The sequence below is a fragment of the Aquimarina sp. BL5 genome, assembly GCF_003443675.1.
In the GTDB taxonomy this organism is placed as follows: Bacteria; Bacteroidota; Bacteroidia; order Flavobacteriales; family Flavobacteriaceae; genus Aquimarina.
Genome location: NZ_CP031963.1, coordinates 2854629 through 2876936, shown reverse-complemented (window position 1 = coordinate 2876936; position 22308 = coordinate 2854629). Strand labels below are relative to the sequence as shown.

At 33.0% G+C, this 22308-nt stretch carries 19 protein-coding genes; 13 read left to right on the top strand and 6 right to left on the bottom strand.

From position 1 onward, the window contains the following. Positions 1–113: 113 nt before the first annotated feature. Genes D1818_RS12360 through D1818_RS12345 form a run of 4 tightly spaced genes read left to right on the top strand, consistent with a single transcriptional unit; the run spans position 114 to position 8371 of the window. Positions 114–3155 carry a TonB-dependent receptor gene (locus D1818_RS12360; RefSeq protein ID WP_233558506.1) on the top strand — a complete coding sequence of 1014 codons (3042 nt, stop codon included), beginning with the start codon at positions 114–116 and terminating at the stop codon, positions 3153–3155. Positions 3156–3177: 22 nt separating this feature from the next. Next, positions 3178–4725, top strand: a complete 1548-nt coding sequence (locus tag D1818_RS12355; protein WP_118459311.1) for a RagB/SusD family nutrient uptake outer membrane protein — start codon at positions 3178–3180, stop codon at positions 4723–4725. Between the two features lie 14 nt (positions 4726–4739). Next, positions 4740–5939: a glycoside hydrolase family 88 protein gene (locus D1818_RS12350; RefSeq protein ID WP_118459310.1), complete on the top strand. Its 1200-nt coding sequence runs from the start codon at positions 4740–4742 to the stop codon at positions 5937–5939. Positions 5940–5953: 14 nt separating this feature from the next. Next, positions 5954–8371 (top strand): glycoside hydrolase family 2 TIM barrel-domain containing protein, encoded by a 2418-nt coding sequence (locus D1818_RS12345; RefSeq protein WP_118459309.1) that lies wholly within the window; start codon positions 5954–5956, stop codon positions 8369–8371. A 74-nt stretch (positions 8372–8445) separates the two neighbouring features. Here D1818_RS12345 and uxaC read toward each other — a convergent pair whose 3' ends face one another. Continuing rightward, positions 8446–9855 carry a glucuronate isomerase gene (gene uxaC, locus D1818_RS12340; RefSeq protein WP_118459308.1) on the bottom strand — a complete coding sequence of 470 codons (1410 nt, stop codon included), beginning with the start codon at positions 9853–9855 and terminating at the stop codon, positions 8446–8448. A 202-nt stretch (positions 9856–10057) separates the two neighbouring features. Next, entirely contained in the window at positions 10058–10873 is an 816-nt protein-coding gene (locus D1818_RS12335) for a mechanosensitive ion channel family protein (RefSeq protein ID WP_118459307.1), read from the bottom strand. 217 nt (positions 10874–11090) lie between these two features. Here D1818_RS12335 and D1818_RS12330 point away from each other — a divergent pair, with 217 nt between their 5' ends. From D1818_RS12330 to D1818_RS12310, 5 genes are all read left to right on the top strand, one after another. Beyond that, positions 11091–11675, top strand: a complete 585-nt coding sequence (locus tag D1818_RS12330) for a HupE/UreJ family protein (RefSeq protein ID WP_118459306.1) — start codon at positions 11091–11093, stop codon at positions 11673–11675. Positions 11676–11758: 83 nt separating this feature from the next. Continuing rightward, positions 11759–12190, top strand: a complete 432-nt coding sequence (locus D1818_RS12325; protein ID WP_118459305.1) for a dCMP deaminase family protein — start codon at positions 11759–11761, stop codon at positions 12188–12190. Positions 12191–12210: 20 nt separating this feature from the next. Then, positions 12211–13773, top strand: a complete 1563-nt coding sequence (locus tag D1818_RS12320; RefSeq protein WP_367183226.1) for a S41 family peptidase — start codon at positions 12211–12213, stop codon at positions 13771–13773. A gap of 15 nt (positions 13774–13788) precedes the next feature. Further along, positions 13789–14007, top strand: coding sequence for a hypothetical protein (locus D1818_RS12315; RefSeq protein WP_118459303.1), 219 nt, complete (start codon positions 13789–13791; stop codon positions 14005–14007). A gap of 135 nt (positions 14008–14142) precedes the next feature. Continuing rightward, positions 14143–14457: a hypothetical protein gene (locus tag D1818_RS12310; RefSeq protein WP_118459302.1), complete on the top strand. Its 315-nt coding sequence runs from the start codon at positions 14143–14145 to the stop codon at positions 14455–14457. Between the two features lie 14 nt (positions 14458–14471). On the opposite strand, the gene D1818_RS12305 is transcribed toward D1818_RS12310, so the two are convergent. Both D1818_RS12305 and D1818_RS12300 read right to left on the bottom strand, forming a co-directional pair. Beyond that, complete coding sequence (locus D1818_RS12305; protein ID WP_118459301.1) at positions 14472–14672, bottom strand: hypothetical protein; 201 nt, start codon at positions 14670–14672, stop codon at positions 14472–14474. Beyond that, positions 14673–15245, bottom strand: a complete 573-nt coding sequence (locus D1818_RS12300; protein ID WP_118459300.1) for a MarC family protein — start codon at positions 15243–15245, stop codon at positions 14673–14675. It lies immediately after the preceding gene. A gap of 113 nt (positions 15246–15358) precedes the next feature. Between D1818_RS12300 and D1818_RS12295 the strand changes: the two genes are divergently transcribed. The 3 genes from D1818_RS12295 (at position 15359) to D1818_RS12285 (ending at position 19550) form a co-directional block, all read left to right on the top strand. Further along, complete coding sequence (locus D1818_RS12295; RefSeq protein WP_118459299.1) at positions 15359–15928, top strand: DUF3109 family protein; 570 nt, start codon at positions 15359–15361, stop codon at positions 15926–15928. An 80-nt stretch (positions 15929–16008) separates the two neighbouring features. Then, positions 16009–16635, top strand: a complete 627-nt coding sequence (locus tag D1818_RS12290; protein ID WP_118459298.1) for a hypothetical protein — start codon at positions 16009–16011, stop codon at positions 16633–16635. A 179-nt stretch (positions 16636–16814) separates the two neighbouring features. Beyond that, complete coding sequence (locus D1818_RS12285) at positions 16815–19550, top strand: CHAT domain-containing protein (protein ID WP_158596906.1); 2736 nt, start codon at positions 16815–16817, stop codon at positions 19548–19550. Between the two features lie 8 nt (positions 19551–19558). Here the strand turns inward: D1818_RS12285 and D1818_RS12280 are convergent, their stop codons facing one another. Next, positions 19559–20293, bottom strand: coding sequence for a hypothetical protein (locus D1818_RS12280; protein WP_118459296.1), 735 nt, complete (start codon positions 20291–20293; stop codon positions 19559–19561). Next, positions 20294–20836 (bottom strand): RNA polymerase sigma factor, encoded by a 543-nt coding sequence (locus D1818_RS12275; protein WP_118459295.1) that lies wholly within the window; start codon positions 20834–20836, stop codon positions 20294–20296. 107 nt (positions 20837–20943) lie between these two features. Between D1818_RS12275 and D1818_RS12270 the strand changes: the two genes are divergently transcribed. Further along, positions 20944–22299, top strand: a complete 1356-nt coding sequence (locus tag D1818_RS12270; protein WP_118459294.1) for an OmpA family protein — start codon at positions 20944–20946, stop codon at positions 22297–22299. Positions 22300–22308 lie beyond the last annotated feature (9 nt).

The following is a 22308-nucleotide window of genomic DNA, read 5'->3' as shown; positions in this document are numbered from 1 at the left end:
GAAACAAAACAGATATATTTTTTTACAGCTTCTTTTCTCGCTGTGTATTGTATTTTTTTGTCTTCTGATTATATACCTCTATTAGAAATACTCACTAACATAAATCAACACTCATGAATGAAAAGTATACGTACTTAAAGTTACTAAGAAAGTGTATCCCAATTCTTTTAATTATGATGGGGTCAGGTTTATCTGCTCAAATTGATGTTAGCGGTATCGTTACCTCAGATAATGGAGTACCTATTCCTGGTGCTAATGTTAAAATAAAAAATACAACTAATGGAACCACCACTGATTTTGATGGATTGTATACTATAAGCGTACCTGATGAAAATTCAATTTTGGTATTTTCTTATGTAGGGTTTACTGATCAAGAAATAAAGGTGGGAAGCAATAAAAATATTAATGTTACTTTAACTACTTCTGTAGAGTCTTTAGAGCAAATTGTTGTAGTAGGATATGGATCTCGACGAAAAAGTGATGTAACAGGTTCGGTATCTTCGGTAAATTCAGAAGAGTTGAATGCTTTCCCTGTGTTAGATGCAGCACAAGCACTCCAAGGACGTGCAGCCGGTGTTGTAGTTCAATCTAATAATGGAGGAGAACCTGGTGCTCCCATAAATGTAAGGATTAGAGGAAATACTTCTATTAATGCCAGTAGTGCTCCTCTTATAGTTGTGGATGGGTTTGTTGGAGGTGTTTTTCCACAAGCAAATGATATAGAATCCATAGAGATTCTAAAAGATGCATCGGCTACAGCTATTTATGGTTCTAGAGGTTCTAATGGTGTTGTTTTAGTGACTACAAAAAAAGGTAGAAAAGGTAAGTTATCTGTTGAGGTGAATACTACCTATTCTATTCAGAATACAGCTAATCGATTGGATTTATTAAATGCCGATCAATTTGCAGCATATCAACAAACGATCAATTCAGGATACGTTCAAGGACCTGTTAATACTGATTGGCAAGATTTGTTATATAGAAGTGGTAGTACTGCGAATCATCAATTTTCTTTTTCTGGAGGAAGTGATAAAATAAATTTTTATGCTTCTGCTACCTATTTTAAACAAGAAGGTGTGATTATAAATTCCGAATTCGAAAGAATCTCTTTCTTGTCCAATATCGATGCACAAGTAACAGATAAGTTAAAACTAGGAGCCAATATATTTGGTAGTCGAGGAAATAAAGATGGTGTTCCTACACAATCAACTGGTTCCACGGTAAATGGTGGTGGAGATGATGTGGTTTCATTATTATTTCGATTTGCACCAGATCTTGGAGTACAAGATGCTAACGGTCTCAATACAATTAATTCTGTTGGTGATAATGTAGATAATCCATTTGCAATTGCTACAGAAAGTATCGATGAGACAAAAACAGATAATTACAGAGCAAATTTATATGCCAATTATGATATTTTTGAAAATCTTACTTTCAAAACAACATTTGGTTTTAGTACCATTAATGGTACTCAAGGAACATTTAGTCCTTCAACTTTAATAACTACAGCTGGAGCTGGTACCGGTGGAAGAGCAACGATAACAAACTCTAAGAGTACAAGTGTCTTAAGTGAAAACTATTTAACCTATAAGGCAGAAATAGGAAAAGGGAATCTTACTTTATTAGCTGGATACTCATATCAAAAAAATGCTACAGATAGATTCTCTGCAGGAGCTGAAGGATTTACTTCAGATTCTTTTTCTTATCACGCATTGCAAACAGGTTCTAATCAATTGATACCTACTTCCTCTTTTTCTGAAATAGAGATTCAATCTCAATTCGGTAGGTTAAATTTTGATTATGATGACAAATATTTACTAACAGCTACAGTTAGAAGAGATGGATCATCGAATTTTGCTAAAAATGAAAAATATGCAATTTTCCCATCAGGTGCCTTTGGTTGGAAAATATCAAACGAAAACTTCTTAAAAGATAATCAGACTGTTTCTAATCTAAAGTTAAGGGCGAGTTACGGTGTTACTGGTAATCAGGCAATTGTTGCATATGGGTCACTAGCCAGTTTTGCATCTGTCTTTACTCCTATCAATGGACAGACTGTAATTAATGTGACTCCAAATCAAGTTGCAAATCCAGATCTAAAATGGGAATCTTCTTATCAAACTAATATCGGTTTGGATCTAGGAATGTTTTCTAATAGAATCTCTCTTTCATTAGATTACTATAACATCAACACTAAAGATCTTATCATCGCAGATTCTAGTCAACCAGAATATTTAGGGTTTCTAACGGCAGCTAGTTTAAGAAACGTAGGAGAGATTAATAATAAAGGATTTGAGATTACCTTAAACACAAGAAATATTAGTAATGAAAATTTTAGTTGGACTACAGATTTTAATTGGTCTACAAATAAAAATGAGTTTGTTAGTTTATTAAATGGTGAGGATATATTTCAAGATGCTTCTCCAGGGTATTTTAATATAGACCAAACACATGTTTTAAGAGAAGGAGAAGCTGTTGGTGTTTTTTGGGGATACGAATATCGAGGTGTTTACCAAGGGGGAGCTTTACCAGAAGGAACGGCTGTTTTTGAAGGTGGAGAGGCAGGAGATCAATTGTTCACGGATTTAGCGGATGAAGATGGTAATTTAGACGGCGTAATTACTACGGATGATCAACAAATAATAGGAGATCCTAACCCGGATTTTACAATTGGTATTACGAACACTTTTACCTATAAAGACATTGATTTAAGTATCTTTTTTCAAGGTGCGTATGGTGGAGATGTTATGAATCTTACTAATGTACAGCTGTTTAATGGAGATTCTAATACTACTACGGATGTATTAAATGCCTGGACACCGACAAACACAAATACAGATATACCTTCTGCTAAACTTAGAGGAAAACAAATTTCTTCTCGTTTTGTAGAAGATGGAAGCTATATCAGATTAAAGAACATAGCTTTAGGTTACAATTTACCTTCACAGGTTACTGATAAGTTACGTATGGATTCTATCAGGGTATCTATAAGTGCTCAAAACTTAGTAACATTTACAGATTACTCCGGATTAGATCCTGAAGTGAATTTTTTGGGAGGTGGCGGTTCAGGTAGTCAAAACACATTTAATGGATTTGATTTTGGGAATTATCCAACGGTTAGATCTGTGAATTTTAGTCTTGGTGTAAAATTTTGATCAATAATTTAAAGCATATATTATGAAACAATATAAATATTTATTCTTATTGATAGGATTATCAATAATAGGGTGTTCTGACTTAGAAGAAGAACCAATAGGACTATTAGCTCCAGATGGTTTTTTTAATAATGTAAATGATATAAAGACAGCAGCAAATGGTGCTTATGGGCATATGACTCATGAAAATTTTTGGGGTAGAAGAATGTCTTTAGCATTAATGTTACGTGGTGATATGGTTGCCATTGGTGACCCGACAACAGCACCAAGAAGAATTGAACATGATGAGTTTAATGTTTCTACCGACAACGCAATGATTGACAGATCTTGGCTTAAAACTTATCAAATGATAGCGGCAGCCAATCAAGCAATTGCTGGTGCAGAAGAAGTAAGTGTAGAAGACGAAATAAAAAATCCAGTTACTGCTCTGGCATATTTTGCAAGAGGATTTGCTTATTTTCATTTAGTAAGACAATTTGGTGATATTCCTTATTTAGATACACCAGTAACTGATTTAGAAGCAGCAAGTTCTATTAGTAAAACTCCAGTTGAGGATGTGTATGAAAATATTATTGCAGATTTCGAGTTTGCTAAAACTTGGTTACCTGATAATCAAGCGGCCAGATCCATACCTGCTAAATCTGCAGCGCAGTCTTATTTAGCATTAGTATACTTAACTATCGGTGAATACCAGAAAGCCTATGATGAAGCCAAAGGAGTCATTGATAATGAAGGAACGTATAACTTAGGGTTAGAGCCAGATTTTCAAGATTTATTTGATTCTAGTAAAATCGATAGCTCTTCGGAACCCATTTTTGTATTAGATTTTATCGGAGCTAGTAATGGAGACGATGGAAGGGATTATCAAGCAGCATTGACTGGTCTTAGAGATGACCAACAATATGGTCTTGGTGGTGGTTGGTCTGTTGGTGTTCCTTCTTTAGAAGTCTTTAATACCTGGGATGAAAGAGATTACAGAAAGCGAGTTAGTCTAGATGTTACAGGGGTTTTTAAGATAACAGATCCTGTTACAGGCATCCAAACATTAGAGGAAAGACCCTTTACTGTTTTTCGAGAAAGTGGGGCCGGTAGAGGTGTAAATCGTCCACATATAGCAAAGTATACCCGTGCCATAGGAGCTACTGCAACTGGAAATGGTAGAGGATCAGAAGCTAACTATATGATGATGCGTTATGCAGAGGTATTATTAATCGCTGCAGAAGCATTAAATGAAATAAGCCCAGGATCAAATGAAGCTCATGGGTATATAAATAGAGTAAGAGCTAGAGCAAGAAGTGGTAATGGTTCTGATTTTCCGGCAGATATCTCGGGATTGTCACAAGATGACTTAAGAACCGTGGTTTTAGAAGAACGTAAATGGGAACTCGCTTTTGAGTTTAAAAGGTGGTATGATATTGTTAGAAGAAGACTTGGTAATGAGGTGTTTAGTGCAACGGGTTTAGAAGGGATAAAAGTAAATTTTGATCCAAATCAAGATTATTTATTACCATTACCCGCAGATGAGTTAGTAAGAAATCCGAACTTATTGCCACAAAACCCAGGATATTAATCGATATCTATGCTATGATAAAGGAAAAAAGATTTAGACCTCACGTATTCTTAGTCATCTTGTTAGTATTTTTTATAGGATGTAAAAATACATCTTCGGATAATAAAGAAGAATTGATAATACAACAAGACTCTGTTATCAAATATGCTGATAGGTTTTCTTATTTACTAGAGTATCCATTAGATTCATTAGCTTTTCCAAGAAGCGCTGGTGAGAATGGATCTATAAAAAAAGTACCATCAAAAGATTGGACAAGTGGCTTTTTTGCAGGTAGTCTATGGCTTATATATGAAATTACAGGAGATGACAAATACAGTGATAAAGCTAAGAAATGGACGGCATTTATAGAGAAAGAAAAAAATAATGATAGAACCCATGATATGGGTTTTAAAGTGTTTTGTAGTTTTGGAAATGGATATAAGATAACCAATGACGAATCTTATAAGAGCATCATTCTAGAAAGTGCTCAGACGTTATCTACTCGATACAATAGTACTATTGGTTCTATCCGATCATGGGATTTTAATAAAGAAGAATGGCAGTTTCCGGTGATTATTGATAATATGATGAATCTGGAATTACTTTTTGAAGCATCCAATTATTCCGAGGACTCTAAATATTATGAAATAGCAGAGCAACATGCCAAAACAACATTAAAAAATCACTTTAGAAACAACAATAGTAGCTATCACGTGGTGGATTATGACACCATAACGGGAAATATAAGATCTAAAGTTACACATCAGGGGTTTGGAAATGAATCTTCTTGGGCACGCGGACAAGCTTGGGGACTTTACGGATTTATAATGGCATATAGATACACCAAGAATGTTGAATTTCTAGAACAGTCTAAAAAAATTGCAGGTTTTTTAATGAATCACATAAATCTTCCTGAAGATGCTATACCCTATTGGGATTTTGATGCACCTAATATTCCTAGCGAGCCTAGAGACGCTTCTGCGGCAACAGTAATTGCTTCAGGATTGATTGAGTTGTATGAACATACGGGTGATAAAAAATATTTAGATTTTTCTGATCGAATTATGAGTAACCTTTCATCCATTAAATATATTATACAAAATGAATCAAACATACCATTCATTCTAAATCATAGTACAGGAAACTGGCCAAAAAATGACGAGATAAATGGTCCAATTAGTTATGCGGATTATTATTTTTTAGAAGCAATTCTAAGAAGAACAAGTATTAAATAAAGCTCTAGAAACCTATGAATAATGCTGTTTTGTATTCTTGTAATTTAATTAGGATTGTAGTATTTGTTTTTCTCTCTGCATATTGTTCTGCACAGGGATACAGGTCAAAAGAGAATATTAATAATGATTGGGAATATCTGGAATTGAATTTAGAGGATGTAGATCAGGTACATAAACAAACTGATTGGATGTCAATTAATTTACCACACACCTGGAATAATTTTGATACCATGGATCTTCAACCTGGATATAGAAGAAGTGCCAGTTGGTATAGAAAATACATCCAGATAGATACTATAGATGAGAAGTTAGCATATCAATTATATTTTGAAGGCTCAAACATTACTACGCAACTGTATGTAAATGGTAAACTTTCCGGAGAACATATCGGTGGTTATATTGGTTTTTCTTTTGATATTTCGGATCAGTTAAAGAATGGGAAAAACGAAATATTGGTTCGTGTAGATAACAGTTATAATCGAGAAATAATACCTTCTCAGAAAAGTGACTTTTTTATTTATGGTGGAATTACCAGAGATGTATGGCTTATTAAAAAGCATACATCTAGTATTTCGAATCTAAAAATTACTACTCCAGATGTTTCTAATGAAAAAGCATCGCTGAGGTTAGATTTGGAAATAGGAGGAGTAAATGCAAAAGAAGGATATGAAGTCATTGCACAGCTATTTGAGCCAAGTGGGAAAAAGATACAAACTGTTTCGAAAAAAGCAAATAGCAACCAATTAACAATAAATTTCAAGAACACCAATAAACCATTACTTTGGGATATTGATACTCCTAATTTATATAGGGTAGAAGTTTTATTATTAAAATCCGGAGAACAAGTTGATAAATTAGTAGATCGGTTAGGTTTTCGTTGGTTCGAATTCAAGAAAAATGGACCATTCTATCTAAATGGCAGGAGAGTATTGTTACGGGGAACACATCGTCATGAGGAGCATGCAGGATATGGTGCTGCTATGCCAAATACGTTACATCGCAAAGATATTAAAGCGATTAAGGAAATGGGGGCTAACTTTATAAGGTTAGCGCATTATCCACAAGATCCTGAGGTTTATAAAATGTGTGATGAATTAGGAATTCTGGTATGGGATGAATTGCCATGGTGTAGAGGAGGTATCGGGAATGAAAAGTGGAAAACCAATACTAAGAATATGTTATCCGAGATTATTAATCAAAACTATAATCATCCAAGTGTGATTATATGGTCTTTGGGGAATGAAATTTATTGGTTACCAGATTTTGAAGATGGTGATAACGAAGAGGAACTAAATAGTTTTTTAAAAGAATTAAATACATTATCGCATACCTTGGATCCAACAAGAATGACAGCTATCAGGAAATATTATGCGGGTTCTGATATTGTGGATGTATTCTCTCCTTCAATCTGGTCGGGTTGGTATTCTGGTAGTTATACAACGTATGAAAAAGCGCTAAAAAAGTATATCAAAGAATATCCTCATTTTCTTCATGCGGAATATGGAGGTTCTAGTCATTATGGGCGACATACAGAAAACCCAATTGATGGTCAGGGAGCTATGGACCCTGATGGTTGGACGGAAGCAATAACACAAACTTCGGTTACCAATATTGCAAAGATTGGTGATTGGAGTGAAAACTATATTGTAGATCTTTTTGACTGGCACCTAAAAATATCAGAAACTAACAAGTCTTTCGTTGGTAACGTGCAATGGGCATTTAAAGATTTTGGCACTCCATTAAGACCGGAAAATGATATTCCATACATGAATCAAAAGGGTATTATGGATAGGGAAGGAAACCCTAAAGATGCATACTATGTTTTTAAAAGTTACTGGGCAAAGGATCCTTTTGTATATATAGAATCACATAGCTGGACAGAAAGACAAGGCCCTAAAGACGAACCAAGGACAGTGAACATATATAGTAATTGTGATAATGTGGAACTATATTTTGAAGGCAAGGCCTTAGGTCAAAAGAAAAAGGATATAAATGTGTTTCCTGCTTCTGGACTTACCTGGGATGTGCTTTTTAAGGAAGGAGCCAATAAGCTAAAAGCAGTTGGTTTTAAAGATGGAGAAAAAGTGACAGATAGTCTTAGTATTCATTATAGATATAAAAAGAATGATATAGCTAATTCGTTATCACTTTCTTATAAAAAATTAGAAAATGGAAATTACCTAGTTATAGCTACAGCAAGAGACAAAGATGGTTTAAGATGCTTAGACTATGAAGAAAGAATATATTTTCAATGTTTGTCTGGAGGAAAAACCAAAAAACATTTAGGTACTCCTATGGGTAGCGAATCCATAAAAATGTCTAATGGACAAGCTTCTATTGAAGTTGTTCCGGACAAAGGGGATGATATACTGGAAATGATGGTGTTAAACCAAAGTTTTAAAGGAACGTATGTAACGATACTTAAAGAATAATAAGAGTTCACATTTTGTTAGTTTTTGAATTGTTTGTGGGGAAGGTGTCTTGTGTTACATCTTCCCTACTTTTTTTAAAAGGGAAAATACTCTTTAGCATTGTTATAGCAGATGTCAGAAACAATTTTTCCTAACCACTTTTCATCTCTGGGGAGCATTCCATTTTTTACATCTTCACCAAGTAGATTACAAAGAATGCGACGAAAATAATCATGTCTTGGAAACGATAAAAAACTTCTTGAATCAGTTAGCATTCCCACAAAACAACTTAGTATACCAAGATTAGATAAAGTGTTTAAATGTTTTTCCATACCATCTTTTTGATCTAAAAACCACCACGCAGCACCATATTGAACTTTTCCTTTAATGCTACCGTCATTAAAATTACCTACCATAGAGGCAAAAACTTCATTATCTGAAGGATTTAGATTGTAAATAATGGTTTTAGGTAATTGATCTGTTTTATCCAAAGAATTTAAAAAACCACTTAGATGCTTAGCTTGAGAATAGTCTCCAATAGAATCAAATCCGGTATCTGGACCAAGCTTTTGTAAAAGCCTTTCGTTATTGTTTCTAATAGCGCCTAGATGGAATTGTTGTACCCATCCTCTTTCATGATAACAAATACTCAGATAAGATAAAACTTCGAATTTAAAATAATTGGCCTCTACGGCCTCAAGTGGTTTTTTAGATTGTATTTTTTTGAAAATTTGTTCGATATTATAAGCACCTTTAGAGAAATGGTATAAATTCTCTAAACCATGATCAGATAACCTACATCCAGCAGCATGAAAGTAATCAATTCTGTTTTCTAGTGCTAACAAAAGATCCCCAAAGCTTTTAATCTGTATATTGGATTTTTCACCTAGTTTAATAAGATAGTCTGTGTACGATAAAGAATCTTCTACAGCGTACGATTTGTCTGGTCTAAAAGTAGGTAATAGCTTCATTGATTTTTCTTGAGTACCGTATGCTTTATGAAAATCAAGAGTATCAATTGGATCGTCAGTGGTGCAGACTACATCAACCTTATTCATTTTCAATAATCCTTGAGTTGAATGACCACGATTTTGTAATTGCTCATTAGTAGAGAGATAAATTTTTTCTGCATTATCTGAGGATAATAGATCATTGATCGAGAAGTGTTTTTTAAGTTCTATATGTGACCAATGAAATAATGGATTTCTTATTGTATATGGAACGGTTTCTGCCCATTTTAGGAATTTTTCTTTATCCGTGGAATTTCCTGTAATAAAATACTCGCTAATACCCAGTGTTCGCATAGCTCGCCACTTATAATGATCACCTTGCAACCAGACTTCCGTAATAGTATTAAATTTTCTGTTGTTGCAAATATCTTCTGGAGATAAATGATTATGATAATCTATGATAGATAGATTTTTAGCATACGTATGATAGAGAATTTTAGAAAATTCATTTTGCAGTAAAAAGTCATCATGGATGAAAGTGGATATTGCTTTCATATGGCTATAAAGGTTTGTTTATATTACCATTGCAATATACCTAGCGTTTGGTGTCTAATGATATGCTTTTAGGTAGGTAATAGTACAATACCTCTAATATTCCTAAGTAAAATAACTAAAATGATTTTTTTTAGTATATAAAGAATGGAACGTTGTAAAAGAAAAAAGACCTCTTATAAGAGGCCTTTTTTTGTTTGTATGATTATTTAACATTATGGACGTGAATATCTCTTTGTGGATAAGGGATTGAAATTCCAGCAGCATCCAATGCGTTTTTAGAATCTTCTAGAGCTTTAAAATAAACATCCCAATAATCCGCTACATTTACATTAGGTCGTACTACTAGATTTATTGCGTTATCTCCTAGCTCACTAACGGCAACTGTAGGAGCAGGATCTTTTAAAACTTTAGGATTGTCTGTAAGGACTTTCATAATAACGTCTTTTGCCTTTTTAATATCATCTCCATATCCAATACCTATATTAAGATCCACTCTTAGTGTTCCTTGAGAAGTATAATTGATAATATTACCATTGGATAAGGTTCCGTTAGGAATAATAGCTTCTTTATTTTCTGGAGTAGACAATTTAGTAGTAAAAATTTCTATTTCCTTTACAACACCTAAAACCCCTTGAGCTTCTATTAGGTCTCCAATTTTAAAAGGTTTAAAAATCATAATGAGCACACCTCCGGCAAAATTCGCCAAAGATCCTTGCAAAGCTAGACCAACAGCTAAACCAGCAGCAGCTAATATTGCAGCAAAAGAAGTGGTTTCTACACCTACTGTGCCAAGTACGGCAAGTATTAATACGATTTTTAAGATCCATCCTAGTAGATTAGTAAGGAATTTTTGCAAGCTTTCATCATAATTTCTTGCGGTCATTATTTTAGAGATTCCCGTCATTAATTTTTTAATAACCCAGGAACCTATAATCCATATGAGAATTGCTCCTATAACCTTTGGACCAAAATCTATAATAAAATCTAACCCTTTATCTAACCATTTTTGAATATCCATAAACAAGTTTTTTAAAATTTATAATTTGTGAATCTTAAAATTAATGATTTATGTATTCGAAAGTTTAATATGTTCTTTAAGAATGATAAAAATTCGATAAATGACCAAGCAACTCCTTTAAATGGTCAATATTCCTAAAATTTTTATAAGACTTCTTACAAAACTTCTAAATTGTTCTTTTTAATTGTACATTAGGCCACCTCAAAACCTTAAAATTATGTCAGAATTTTGGCTTTATGTAAAGCTCGGCTTATACCACGTTCTAGATTGGCAGGCCTATGATCATATCCTATTCTTAATAGTACTAACTGTTGCGTATACTTTTGATAACTGGAAAAGGATTCTTTTACTGGTAACTTTATTTACTCTGGGGCATACTACTTCGCTGTTTTTAGCCGTGTATGATGTGGTTTCTGTAAACTCTAAATTAGTAGAGTTTTTAATTCCGATAACTATTTTAGCAGCGGCAATATTTAACGTTTTTACAGCAGGAAAAACTGCAGGTAAAAACAAAGTTAGTGTATTATATGCTACCACAATTTTTTTCGGACTTATTCATGGATTGGGTTTTTCTAGTTTTTTTAATGCAGTTAGCAGTAATGTTAGTTCGAAAATTTTACCACTGATTGAATTTGCTTTGGGGATAGAACTAGCACAACTTATTGTAGTGATCATAGTTCTTATAATCAGTTTTATTATTCAAACGATTTTCAGATTCTCTAAACGAGATTGGATACTAGTCGTTTCTTCAATAGTAATAGGGATGGTTGTTCCGATGATAATTTCAAACAAAATATGGTAATTTATTGTCAATTAGGGTTGTATTTGACACATAGTCATAATATATTCGTATTTTAATAAATACAGTTGCCATCCAATTTTTATATGTCAAAAAAAAAACAACTAAAATATGACAAAGCGTATCTTAGGATAGCAAGAGAGTGGGGAAAGTTATCCCATTGTGAGAGAAAGAAAGTTGGTGCGGTTATTGTTAAAGATAGAATGATTATTTCTGATGGATTTAATGGAACTCCAACGGGTTTCGAAAATTATTGTGAAGATGAAGAAGGATATACGAAATGGTATGTGCTTCATGCCGAAGCTAATGCAATTTCTAAAGTAGCTTCTTCGACACAATCGTGCAAAGGAGCTACGTTATATATTACACTATCACCTTGTAAAGAGTGTAGTAAGTTGATTCATCAAGCAGGAATAAAGAGGATAGTGTATCAAAAAGGATATAAAGATAATTCAGGACTTTCATTTTTAGAGAAAGCTGGAGTGGAAATAGAACAGATTAGTGATTTAGACGATTAATGGGTTATTCAAAAAAATACTTGCCATTATTTATTGGTTTGGCGATGGGAGCGGGAGTTTTTTTAGGAAGTAAACTCGATTTTAGCAATCCATCAGCTAAGTTATTTTCCTATAATGCTAAAAAGGAAAAATTAAACCGTCTTATTGATTATATAGATTATGAGTATGTTGACGAAATCAATACCGATAGTATTGTAGATGTTACCGTAAACAGAATTCTTGAAAATCTGGATCCACATTCTGTATATATACCTCCAGAAGAACTAGAAGGGATCACAGAAAGTATGCAGGGAGATTTTATTGGTATTGGAGTAAGTTACTATCCTTATAGAGATACCATTTCCGTCATTAATACCATAAAAGGAGGTCCAAGCGAACGATCAGGAATTATGGCAGGTGATCGAATTCTTATGGCAGATAATGATACGCTGTATGGAGAGCGTTTAAGAAGAGATGGATTAGCAGATAAGCTAAAAGGAGAATTAAACAGCCAGGTTCAATTAAAGGTTTATAGAAAAGGTAAGGGTATATTTGACGTAGTCGTTAAGCGGGGTAGAGTGCCGCTACGAAGTGTGGATGCTAGTTATATGCTAAAAGAAAACTTAGGATATATAAAAGTAAATCGCTTTGCAGAAACTACGTATAAGGAGTTTAAAAATGCATTAGATTCTTTACAGGATCTAGGAGCAGAGACCTTAGTTGTTGATCTCAGGGACAATGGAGGTGGTTTTATTGCTCCTGCATTAAAAATGGCAGATGAGTTCTTAGAAAATGATAAGCTTATCATGTTCACTAAAAACAAAAAAGGATCCATAGAGAATAACTATGCCACACGTAACGGAAGTTTCGAAAAAGGAAATGTCTATGTGTTAATTAATGAGAATTCTGCGTCTGCAAGCGAAATTTTCGCTGGAGCTATTCAGGATAATGATAGAGGAACGATTGTCGGCAGACGTTCTTATGGAAAAGGATTAGTGCAAAGAGAGATGGCCTTAGGTGATGGCAGTGCGATTAGGCTAACAATTTCTAGATATTACACCCCGACAGGGCGATCCATTCAGAAACCATATGAGAACGGCAATAAAGAGTATTTTAATGAATACTTAGAGCGTTATAAAAATGGCGAATTGCAAAATGCAGATAGTATACAAGTTGCAGATTCTTTGAAGTTTAAAACACCAGGAGGCAAAACCGTATATGGAGGAGGAGGGATTATACCTGATATTTTTGTAAGTAAAGATACGACCAGAGTTGGAGAGACGCTAGATTATATGCTAAGATCCGGAAGAATGGGTGGGTACATATTCGAAGAGCTTGATAAAAAAAGAGATTTTTATAACAAGCTTACCGAAGAACAATTTAAGCAAGAAATAGAGATTGATGATGATTTTGCAGATGGATTCTTAGCTTACACAAGAAAAAGAGGTGTAGATATTAATTTGCAAAATTATAGAGAGCAATTAAAGAAATATCTGAAAGCTATTATGGCTCAGCAGTTATTCGGAACTAGTGCGTTCGAAAAGATTATTAATAAAGATGATAAAATGATCCAAAAAGTTTTATCGATATCCGATAGCTCTTAATTAAAACAAAGCGATATGTTAATTTCTGATGATTTTCTTATTGTTACAGCATTTATATCTTTTATTGCTGCTGCAGTACTTCGGTTAATGGATAATAGTGGTTCTATTTTACTTAAACATAGTATCTATATAGAATCCTCATACGTATCACGATCATTGCTAAAACAATACATCTTTAATGATAATGGAATAGATTTTTTAAAAAAAAAGCCTGAAAAGAGTTCTCGTAATTAAAAGTATTCATAATTTTTGTTTGCTAGTTTCGATAATGGTTATTAGTTGGGTGATTACAAAAAATGTTTTTTTTCGGATAGTTTTGACAAAAATAGAATACAAGTGTAAATAAATATAAGCCCCCAAAATCAAAATATGTCTGAACTAACAGAGTATCTAATAGCAATTGCAATTTGCTCTCCACTTTTTTTCTTTATTGTGGCTGTGGCGTTTAGGTTGTTAGACAATAGTGCATCCATCTTTTTAGATAATGAAATTCTTGTCGATTCTTCATATGTGTCTGGAGATTTAATTAGGGAGCATATTGATAATACCGAAGATATAAAACTAAAAAAGTCTTTAAAAAAGGCGCTTATCTTTAGGAAATTACATAACCTTTTTATGATCCTCGCAGTTATATCACTGCCGCCAGTAATTATAGCCTGTTTCTTAATACCATTTATTGCTTAGATACCTTTACTAATTTATCTGTTACCACGTTTTTGTTGGATAGCTCTGGAAACTAATAAAATCAGTAGTAAAATAATAACACAGGCAGAGGCCAGAATGCTAATAAGCGCAGTTTTACTATCCCCTTCTAGGAGATTACTAAAATTTAAAACAGTAGCATTGTATAGTATCAAAGAAGTAGCTACTACAATTAGGAGATAAATAAAATACTTCATTTAGAATAAGCCTTTTATATTAGTTGCAAATAATTTTACGGCAATAGCTAACAAAATTACACCAAATATCTTACGAATAACATTAATTCCTTGTTTACCTAAAACTTTTTCAATTCTTCCAGAAGATTTTAAAACGATATAAACAAAAATAATATTGATAACAATGGCAATTACAATATTAATCGGTTGATATTCAGCTCTAAGAGATAGAATAGAAGTCATTGTTCCTGCTCCAGCTATAAGGGGAAATGCTAATGGAACAACAGCAGCAGTTTCTGGTTCATCATCTTTATATAATTGAATACCCAGTATCATTTCTAGTGCTAGAAAGAATATGATAAACGCACCAGCAACCGCAAAAGAATTGACATCAATACCGATAAGATTAAGTATTTCTTTACCTACAAATAAGAATAGTATCATTAATATAGCCGCTACCAGAGAGGCTTTTTCACTTTGTATATGCCCTACTTTCTTACGCAGATCAATAATAATAGGAATGCTACCTACAATATCAATTACTGCAAAGAGGATCATACTCGCAGTCAGTATCTCTTTTAAGTCAAAGTTCATTTTAGTAGATTTTTAAGGTTGGCGCAAAAGTAAATAGACTTCGCATAGTAAAAGTAGCATAAAAAGATAAATAATCAGTAAAATTTATCTTTCATAAAAACTATCTTCGCAATATGTTTCAATTAGGAAAAACCATAGTTTCAGAAGAAATCATAGAAAAAGATTTCGTATGTAATCTTTCTGCATGTAAAGGAGTCTGTTGTATTGATGGCGAAGCAGGAGCACCATTAGAAGAGTCAGAGGCTCAAAAACTTGAGGAAATCTACCCTATTGTAAAACCGTATCTTCGAAAAGAAGGAATCGAAGCGATTGAAAAACAAGGAACTTATATCAAAACGCCACATCAGGAATTAGAAACTCCGCTAATTGATGGAGCCGATTGTGCGTATGTGATATTTGATAAAAAAGGCACAGCATTGTGTGCTATTGAAGAGGCTTATAATCAAGGAGAAATAGATTGGAAAAAACCAATATCCTGCCATTTATATCCTGTTAGAGTTCAGGATTACACAGAGTTTTCTGCCGTAAATTATCATAAATGGGAAATATGTGATGATGCCTGTACACTGGGCAAAGAATTACAAGTACCAGTGTATAAATTCGTAAAGCAAGCATTGATCCGCAAGTTTGGAGAAGATTGGTATATGGAGTTAGAAAAGGTAGCTGCAGATCTTAGAAAATAAAATTTCATTATTTTTATTGTCGTTAATGTTGACCTTGTAGGGAAAAGGGATACTAACAAAAAAACCAAAACAATAATTTTATGAAAACAATTCAAGTATGTATCGGACTTTTTATGCTTGCCACAGTTCCATTTGGCTGCGGTGATGATGACTTAGAAATAGAAGTTATCGAAGAAATTGCAAGTGGAGAAACTGTTTTAGAATTACAGTTTGAAGATTACGCATTAGGTGTGGAAGAAATAGGGCTTAACCAAAGAAAAGAAGAGCTTCTTGTTATTTTGGAAAATGATCCTCAAAATGATAATGCGCTCGGAGAATTAGAAAGTGTAAACAATAGGTTAAGTTTTATTGAAGAACGAGGAGGTGTTATCGAAGAAAGATTGGTAGGGTTTGGTCTGGGGCCAATTCCTCCACTTCCTCCATGTTTCGATCCGGGACCAGACAATAACTGTCCTGTACCGCTTAATGTTGTGAACACTATTTTGGTAGAACAGAATCTTAATAATTTTGGTTTTCAGCTTGTTGATCCTCAAAGTGAAGAAGTTTTATTTGCTTTAGAAGAGTTTGAAACTAGTGAATTGAATGAAAATTTATTAGAAAGCCCATTTCTTACTGAAGGAATACAACTTCCTGAAGAGTTTTTGGTGGTTGTTAAGAAATCTGAAGGGGGAATGGATCTATCATATAATTTTTATGGTACTTTGTAGCTGATAAATTAATATTAACTATAAATTATTAAATTAGCCTTTGTTCATACAAAGGCTTTTTTATGAAATATATACCACTTGTGATTTATTGTTTTTTATCGAGTCTTGTATTTTCTCAGCAAGAAACTCAGATAGATTCAGTTTTAGTTAGGAAAATAGAAAGACTTAACCGGAAGGGAATGAGCTTTTTGTATAGAAATCCTGATAGTACTCGTTTTTACTTACAGAAGAGTTATGATTTATCTAATCAAGATATTAATGGTTTAGACAATAAGTTAGGAACGCTTAGTTTGTTGATTAATTCTGATGGTTTTCATTTTGATTTGAAAAATCTAAAGAAAGATATTAATACCATGGATTCAATCATGGTCCATGATCCTTTAATTAACTCTTTAGTTTCAAAAAATGATTATCTGAAATTCCTTAATACTAATAAAGGAAATTATCATTTTAAATTGAATAACTTATCGAAAGCAAAAAAGTGTTTTAAAGAACTTTTAGATACATTTTATCCGAACGTAAATGATTTATCTCCTTTTGATATCGAAACAAAAATTAATATACAACAATACCTCGCATCAATTTATAGAAGAGAAGGTAAAAATGATTTAGCAGAAGAATATTACAGCAGAATTATAAGTGATATAGAAAATCATAAAATTCCAAGATGGCAAACACAATCCGTTGGAGTTAAGTATAGGCTTTCTCAAGTTTTAATGGCGCAAAAAAAATATGATGAAGCAAAAAAAATACAGCTAGAATCTTTAGATTTTTTTGAAACGATGGAGAATAAACCTGGAGCCATTAATTCAATAAAAGCTATTTCTCAACTTTTAATCAAAAACTACCTATCACAGGATAGCGTTCTGGTTGCTATAAAGTATATTGAGAAGAGTAAGAATCTTTATAAAAAAGAAGACATTTTGTTCGCTAAATTAGAAGTGTTAAAGGGTGATGCTTTTTTACAAAATATGGAATTCGAAAAGGCAGAAACCTTTTACCAATCATACCTTTCTAAAACCAAAGTGTATAGCCAAAATAAAAAAAACCGGGATGTGGCGGATGCTTTTTCCAAATTAGGGAAGTTGTATATAGCAAAGGAAAATCCAGAAAAGGCGTTAGAGTTTTACCAAAAATCTTTAATACAGATAGCACCTGGTTTTAATGATACGGATATTAAAAGTAACCCTAAACCCAAAAAAGTACTGTCTAAATTAGAGTTAGTTAAGATATTGAAGGAAAAACTAGAGGCATTTCAATTATTGCATAATAAAAGTAATCGGTTAGAAGATCTTAAAATGGCGTTGACAACATCTTATGCCATTATAGAGACATTAGATTTATTGAAACCTGAATTCGAAAGTAAGGTTGATAAACAATTTCTATTATCAGAAATGTATCCCGCTTTTCATAGGATGGTAGAAGTGGCATTTGATCTTTTTAATACTACTAAAGAATCATCTTATATTACAGATGCTTTTTACTTTATGGAAAAAAGTAAAAGTGTATTGTTGTTAGAAGCTGCTAGGAGTACACAAGCCAGTTCTTACGGAGGTGTGCCAGAAGAAATTATAGATAAAGAACAGCAGTTTAGAGCGAATATCATTCATTTAGAGAAGAAATTTTTTAATCAAAAGTCTAATATGGTAGTTTTTGATTCGCTGTTTCAATTAAAAAACAGATACTATAATTTTATCTCTGATATTGAGAATAATTACCCTAAGTATTATGATTTAAAATATAATTCGGAAGTGATTAATTTGGAAGAAATTACCTCTGAAATTATAAAAAAGAAAGCCCTGTTGAGTTATTTTTCTACGGATACAAATTTGTTTTTGATTGCTATAGAAAACGATTCAAAAAACTTTTATAAAATTCCTTTCGGAAAGAATCATCGAGAAAAGATCACTAAACTTTATTCATTATTATCAAAAGTGAATAGTAAAGGGTTACCAGATATTTATAAAGAAGGGTATTCGATATATGAGAACATTCTAAAAGAACCTTTAAAAAAGATTGAATCAAAAGAATTGATTATAATTTCGGATGATATATTAAATTATTTACCGTTTGATGCTTTGTCAACATCAAAAGACAAACCAGATTATTTGATTAAGGAATATCAGATTTCTTATACAAATTCAGCGACACTACTTAAAGAACAGCAAAATAAAATAAAAACTGCTAAGAATCGGCTATTGGCATATGCTCCGACTTTTGGTAATACGAGTATAAACACACAGCAAGATAGATCGGATTTTGGTCCATTGTTGTATAATACAGATGAGGTAAATCAAATAACCAAATTCTTTAATGGAAAAGCAGTTACAGGTAATGAAGCTTCTTTAGTATCCTTTTCAGAAAATTCTCGAACGTATAATATGCTTCATTTTGCGACACACGCAGCTGCAAATGATGAGCATCCTGATTATTCCTATCTGGCATTTGCTCCGAATAACAATGAAGCATCAAGTTTGTTGTACGTAAAGGACCTCTATGGATATAATATCAATGCGGATTTAGTAACGCTAAGTGCTTGTCAAACCGGTTTAGGAAAGCTTCAGAAAGGTGAAGGCATGCTTAGTTTGGCAAGAGGATTTAGTTATGCAGGAGCTAAATCTCTAGTGACCACTTTATGGAAAATTAATGATCAGACTACTTCAGAATTGATGCAAGACTTTTATGAAAATCTGGATGCGTCATTACCAAAAGATAAAGCGTTACGCGAAGCAAAACTAACTTATTTAAAAACAGCAGAAGACGAATTGCTTACCCATCCTTATTATTGGTCAGGATTTATGATTTCGGGTGATACTACAGCAATTCAAGTAGATAACTCTTATTTTTGGTGGTTACTATTACTAGGAATTCCGGTATTGTTTGTAGTGGTTAGAAAAATAAAAAGTCTATTATAGTAGTTTTACTATTTTAAATCTTTTAGAAGTTTTTCGGCTGTACCTTTTTTAAAACTACCTTTTTCTACAATTTCTTCCAATAAAAGAATAGCTTCTTTTTTTCTGTTCTCTTTTAAATAAGCAAGGGATAAATACCATTTCCCTCTTTCTGATAGCTCATCCTTTAATCCAATATGTTGCTCTAATAATGGAATTGCTTCTTTTATTTTGTCGGATGCCAATAAAGAATTTGCTTGATATAAAAGAAAATAAGGTCTTTTTGTTGTTTTATACAATTTTGCAAATTGATCTGTAGCTAATTCATATTCTTTGCTTTCGTAAGATGTGAATGCAATAATTTCTTCATTTTCATCATTCTCACCTCTAACAATTGGGGTTACCACGTTTTTATATGGTTCGAAATTATCTGCATACAACTCATTAGTATCCACTCCAAAAGGATTTAAGAGTGTTATTCCGCCAACGGCAATTATTAATAATATAGAAGCTGCAACCAATAATTTTTTGTAATTAAATAAGGGTACTACTTTAGTTTCGTTAGCTGCGATTTTAGCTTCAAAATCAGCCATACTTTTCCTTAACTGATCTCTATCTTCAGTACCAGAAACTACCTTTAAGTTTTTATGTAATTCAACATCTTCTCTGAATGATGCGTCATTTTCTAATAAGCTGTCAAACTGATCTTTTTCCTCCGGAGTCAGTTCCGACTGCAAATATTTGTCTATTAACTCTTCTCGTTCCATTTAAGCGGGGGTTTTAATTAATTCTTTTAGGGATTTTAAACAACGAGACTTCTGGCTTTTTACTACATTTTTACTTTCATAGCCTAAACTTTCCGCAATCTCATCAATAGTTAGTCCCCGATAATAGAATAAGGTTAACATTTCTTGACAACGTTTCCCCAGATTTTTAAAATGCTGTCTTAGTAATTGTTGTTCTGGAGTTAACTGTGGTTCTTCAAAAATTTCTGTTGTATCAGAAGTTTCTTTATAATCCAGGCTGTTTTCATAAGAAATAGTTTTTTTCTGCTTTTTAAGCTGATCATAGATCATATATTTCCCAATACTGAATAAATACGTTTTGACAGAGCTTTTTATATGGTCTAGTTTGCCATTTATTGCATGCTCACGTAATGCAATAAACGCTTCTTGGTATACATCTATAAGAGCATCGTGATCTAGATCATATTTTTTAGCAAACTGCAAAAAAGCATTACGATATTCATTATAAATCTTTTCTAAAGCTTGATTGTGACCTTTTTTTAGCGTTAAGAGTTCTTCCTTCATACGTTGTAACCTGACTATAGGGTAATAGGTTCATTCTTATTTTCCGAAGATAAAGTTAACCTTTTTTATAAAAAGCACACAAAGAGACAAAACCAAACATAAGAATTATGAAAACTATAAAGCAGATCATTGGGATATCAGTACTATTTTTTGTTTTACTAATCCCTCAGCAAGCGGAAGCACAGTTCTGGAAAAAAGTAGCAAAAACAGCTGAGAAAGCTGCTGAGAAAACCGTTTTGAAGAAAACAGAAGAAAAAGTATCAAAAAAAACAAGTAAGACAATAGACGATACAGTTGATGGAAAACCCAAAAAAAAGAAGAAAAGCAAGAATAAAAATAAGAAGACAAAAGGAGCTGTCATTTCTTCTAATAATGAAGAAGAGAGTGTGATACACGAAACAGAAAGCCTAGAGCCTTTGTTTGCTGCATACTCTAAGTTTGATTTTGTGGCTGGAGAAAAAATAATCGCCTTCGAAGATTTTAGTCAGGATGAAATCGGTGATTTGCCTGCACGTTGGAACTCCTCTAATTCAGCTGAAGTAGTTACTCTTAATAATCAAGAAGGACGTTTTATCCAGATAGGAACTGGAACCGGATCTTATGTTCCAGAATTCATAGAAGAATTTCCTGAAAACTTTACTTTAGAATATGATGTAGTATTTGATTTTGATGTCTCTAAATATGCTTACAAACGTGATCTTCATGTTGTGTTTTCTGATGTAGAGAATTCAGGATATGAATTACAAAAAGGTGCTCCCGGGAAAAATGGGTTCTCTTTTATTATTCGTGGAGGAATAAGCGGTGGCGGACAGGTTGATATTCAGAAATATTGCGCTGATCGTAATTTTAATTTACGTTCTGAGAAAAAATTCGGAAAACTAAATAAGGATAATAGTGGTCGAGGTAAAAAGATGCACGTTTCCATTTGGAAACAAAAACAAAGAATGAGAGTGTATATAGATGAACAAAAGGTGTTTGATATACCCAGAGCATTTGAAAAAAATGTAGTAATTAAGAATTTAAAATTTTTCTCAGAAACGACACCAGAAAACACATTTTACTATTTGGGTAATGTTAGATATGCAGTTGGTAAGCCTGATATGCGAAATAAACTAATTACAGAAGGTAAGCTAGTTACATATGGAATTACTTTTGATACAGGAAAAGCCACTGTAAAACCGGAATCTTATGGTACAATTAAAAAAATTGCCAATGTTCTTTCTGAGAATGCTGGGGTAAAAGTTCGAATCACAGGTCATACAGATACAGATGGGGATGATACTTTTAATCAAAAGCTCTCCGAAAAAAGAGCTGCATCAGTTAAAGAGGTGCTCGTCAATGAATTTGGGATTAATTCTTCTAGATTAAAAACGGATGGTAAGGGTGAAAGTGTTCCGATTGATACAGGAAATACTCCAGAGGCGAAAGCAAAAAATAGAAGAGTAGAGTTTAAAAAGATTTAATTTTTCTCA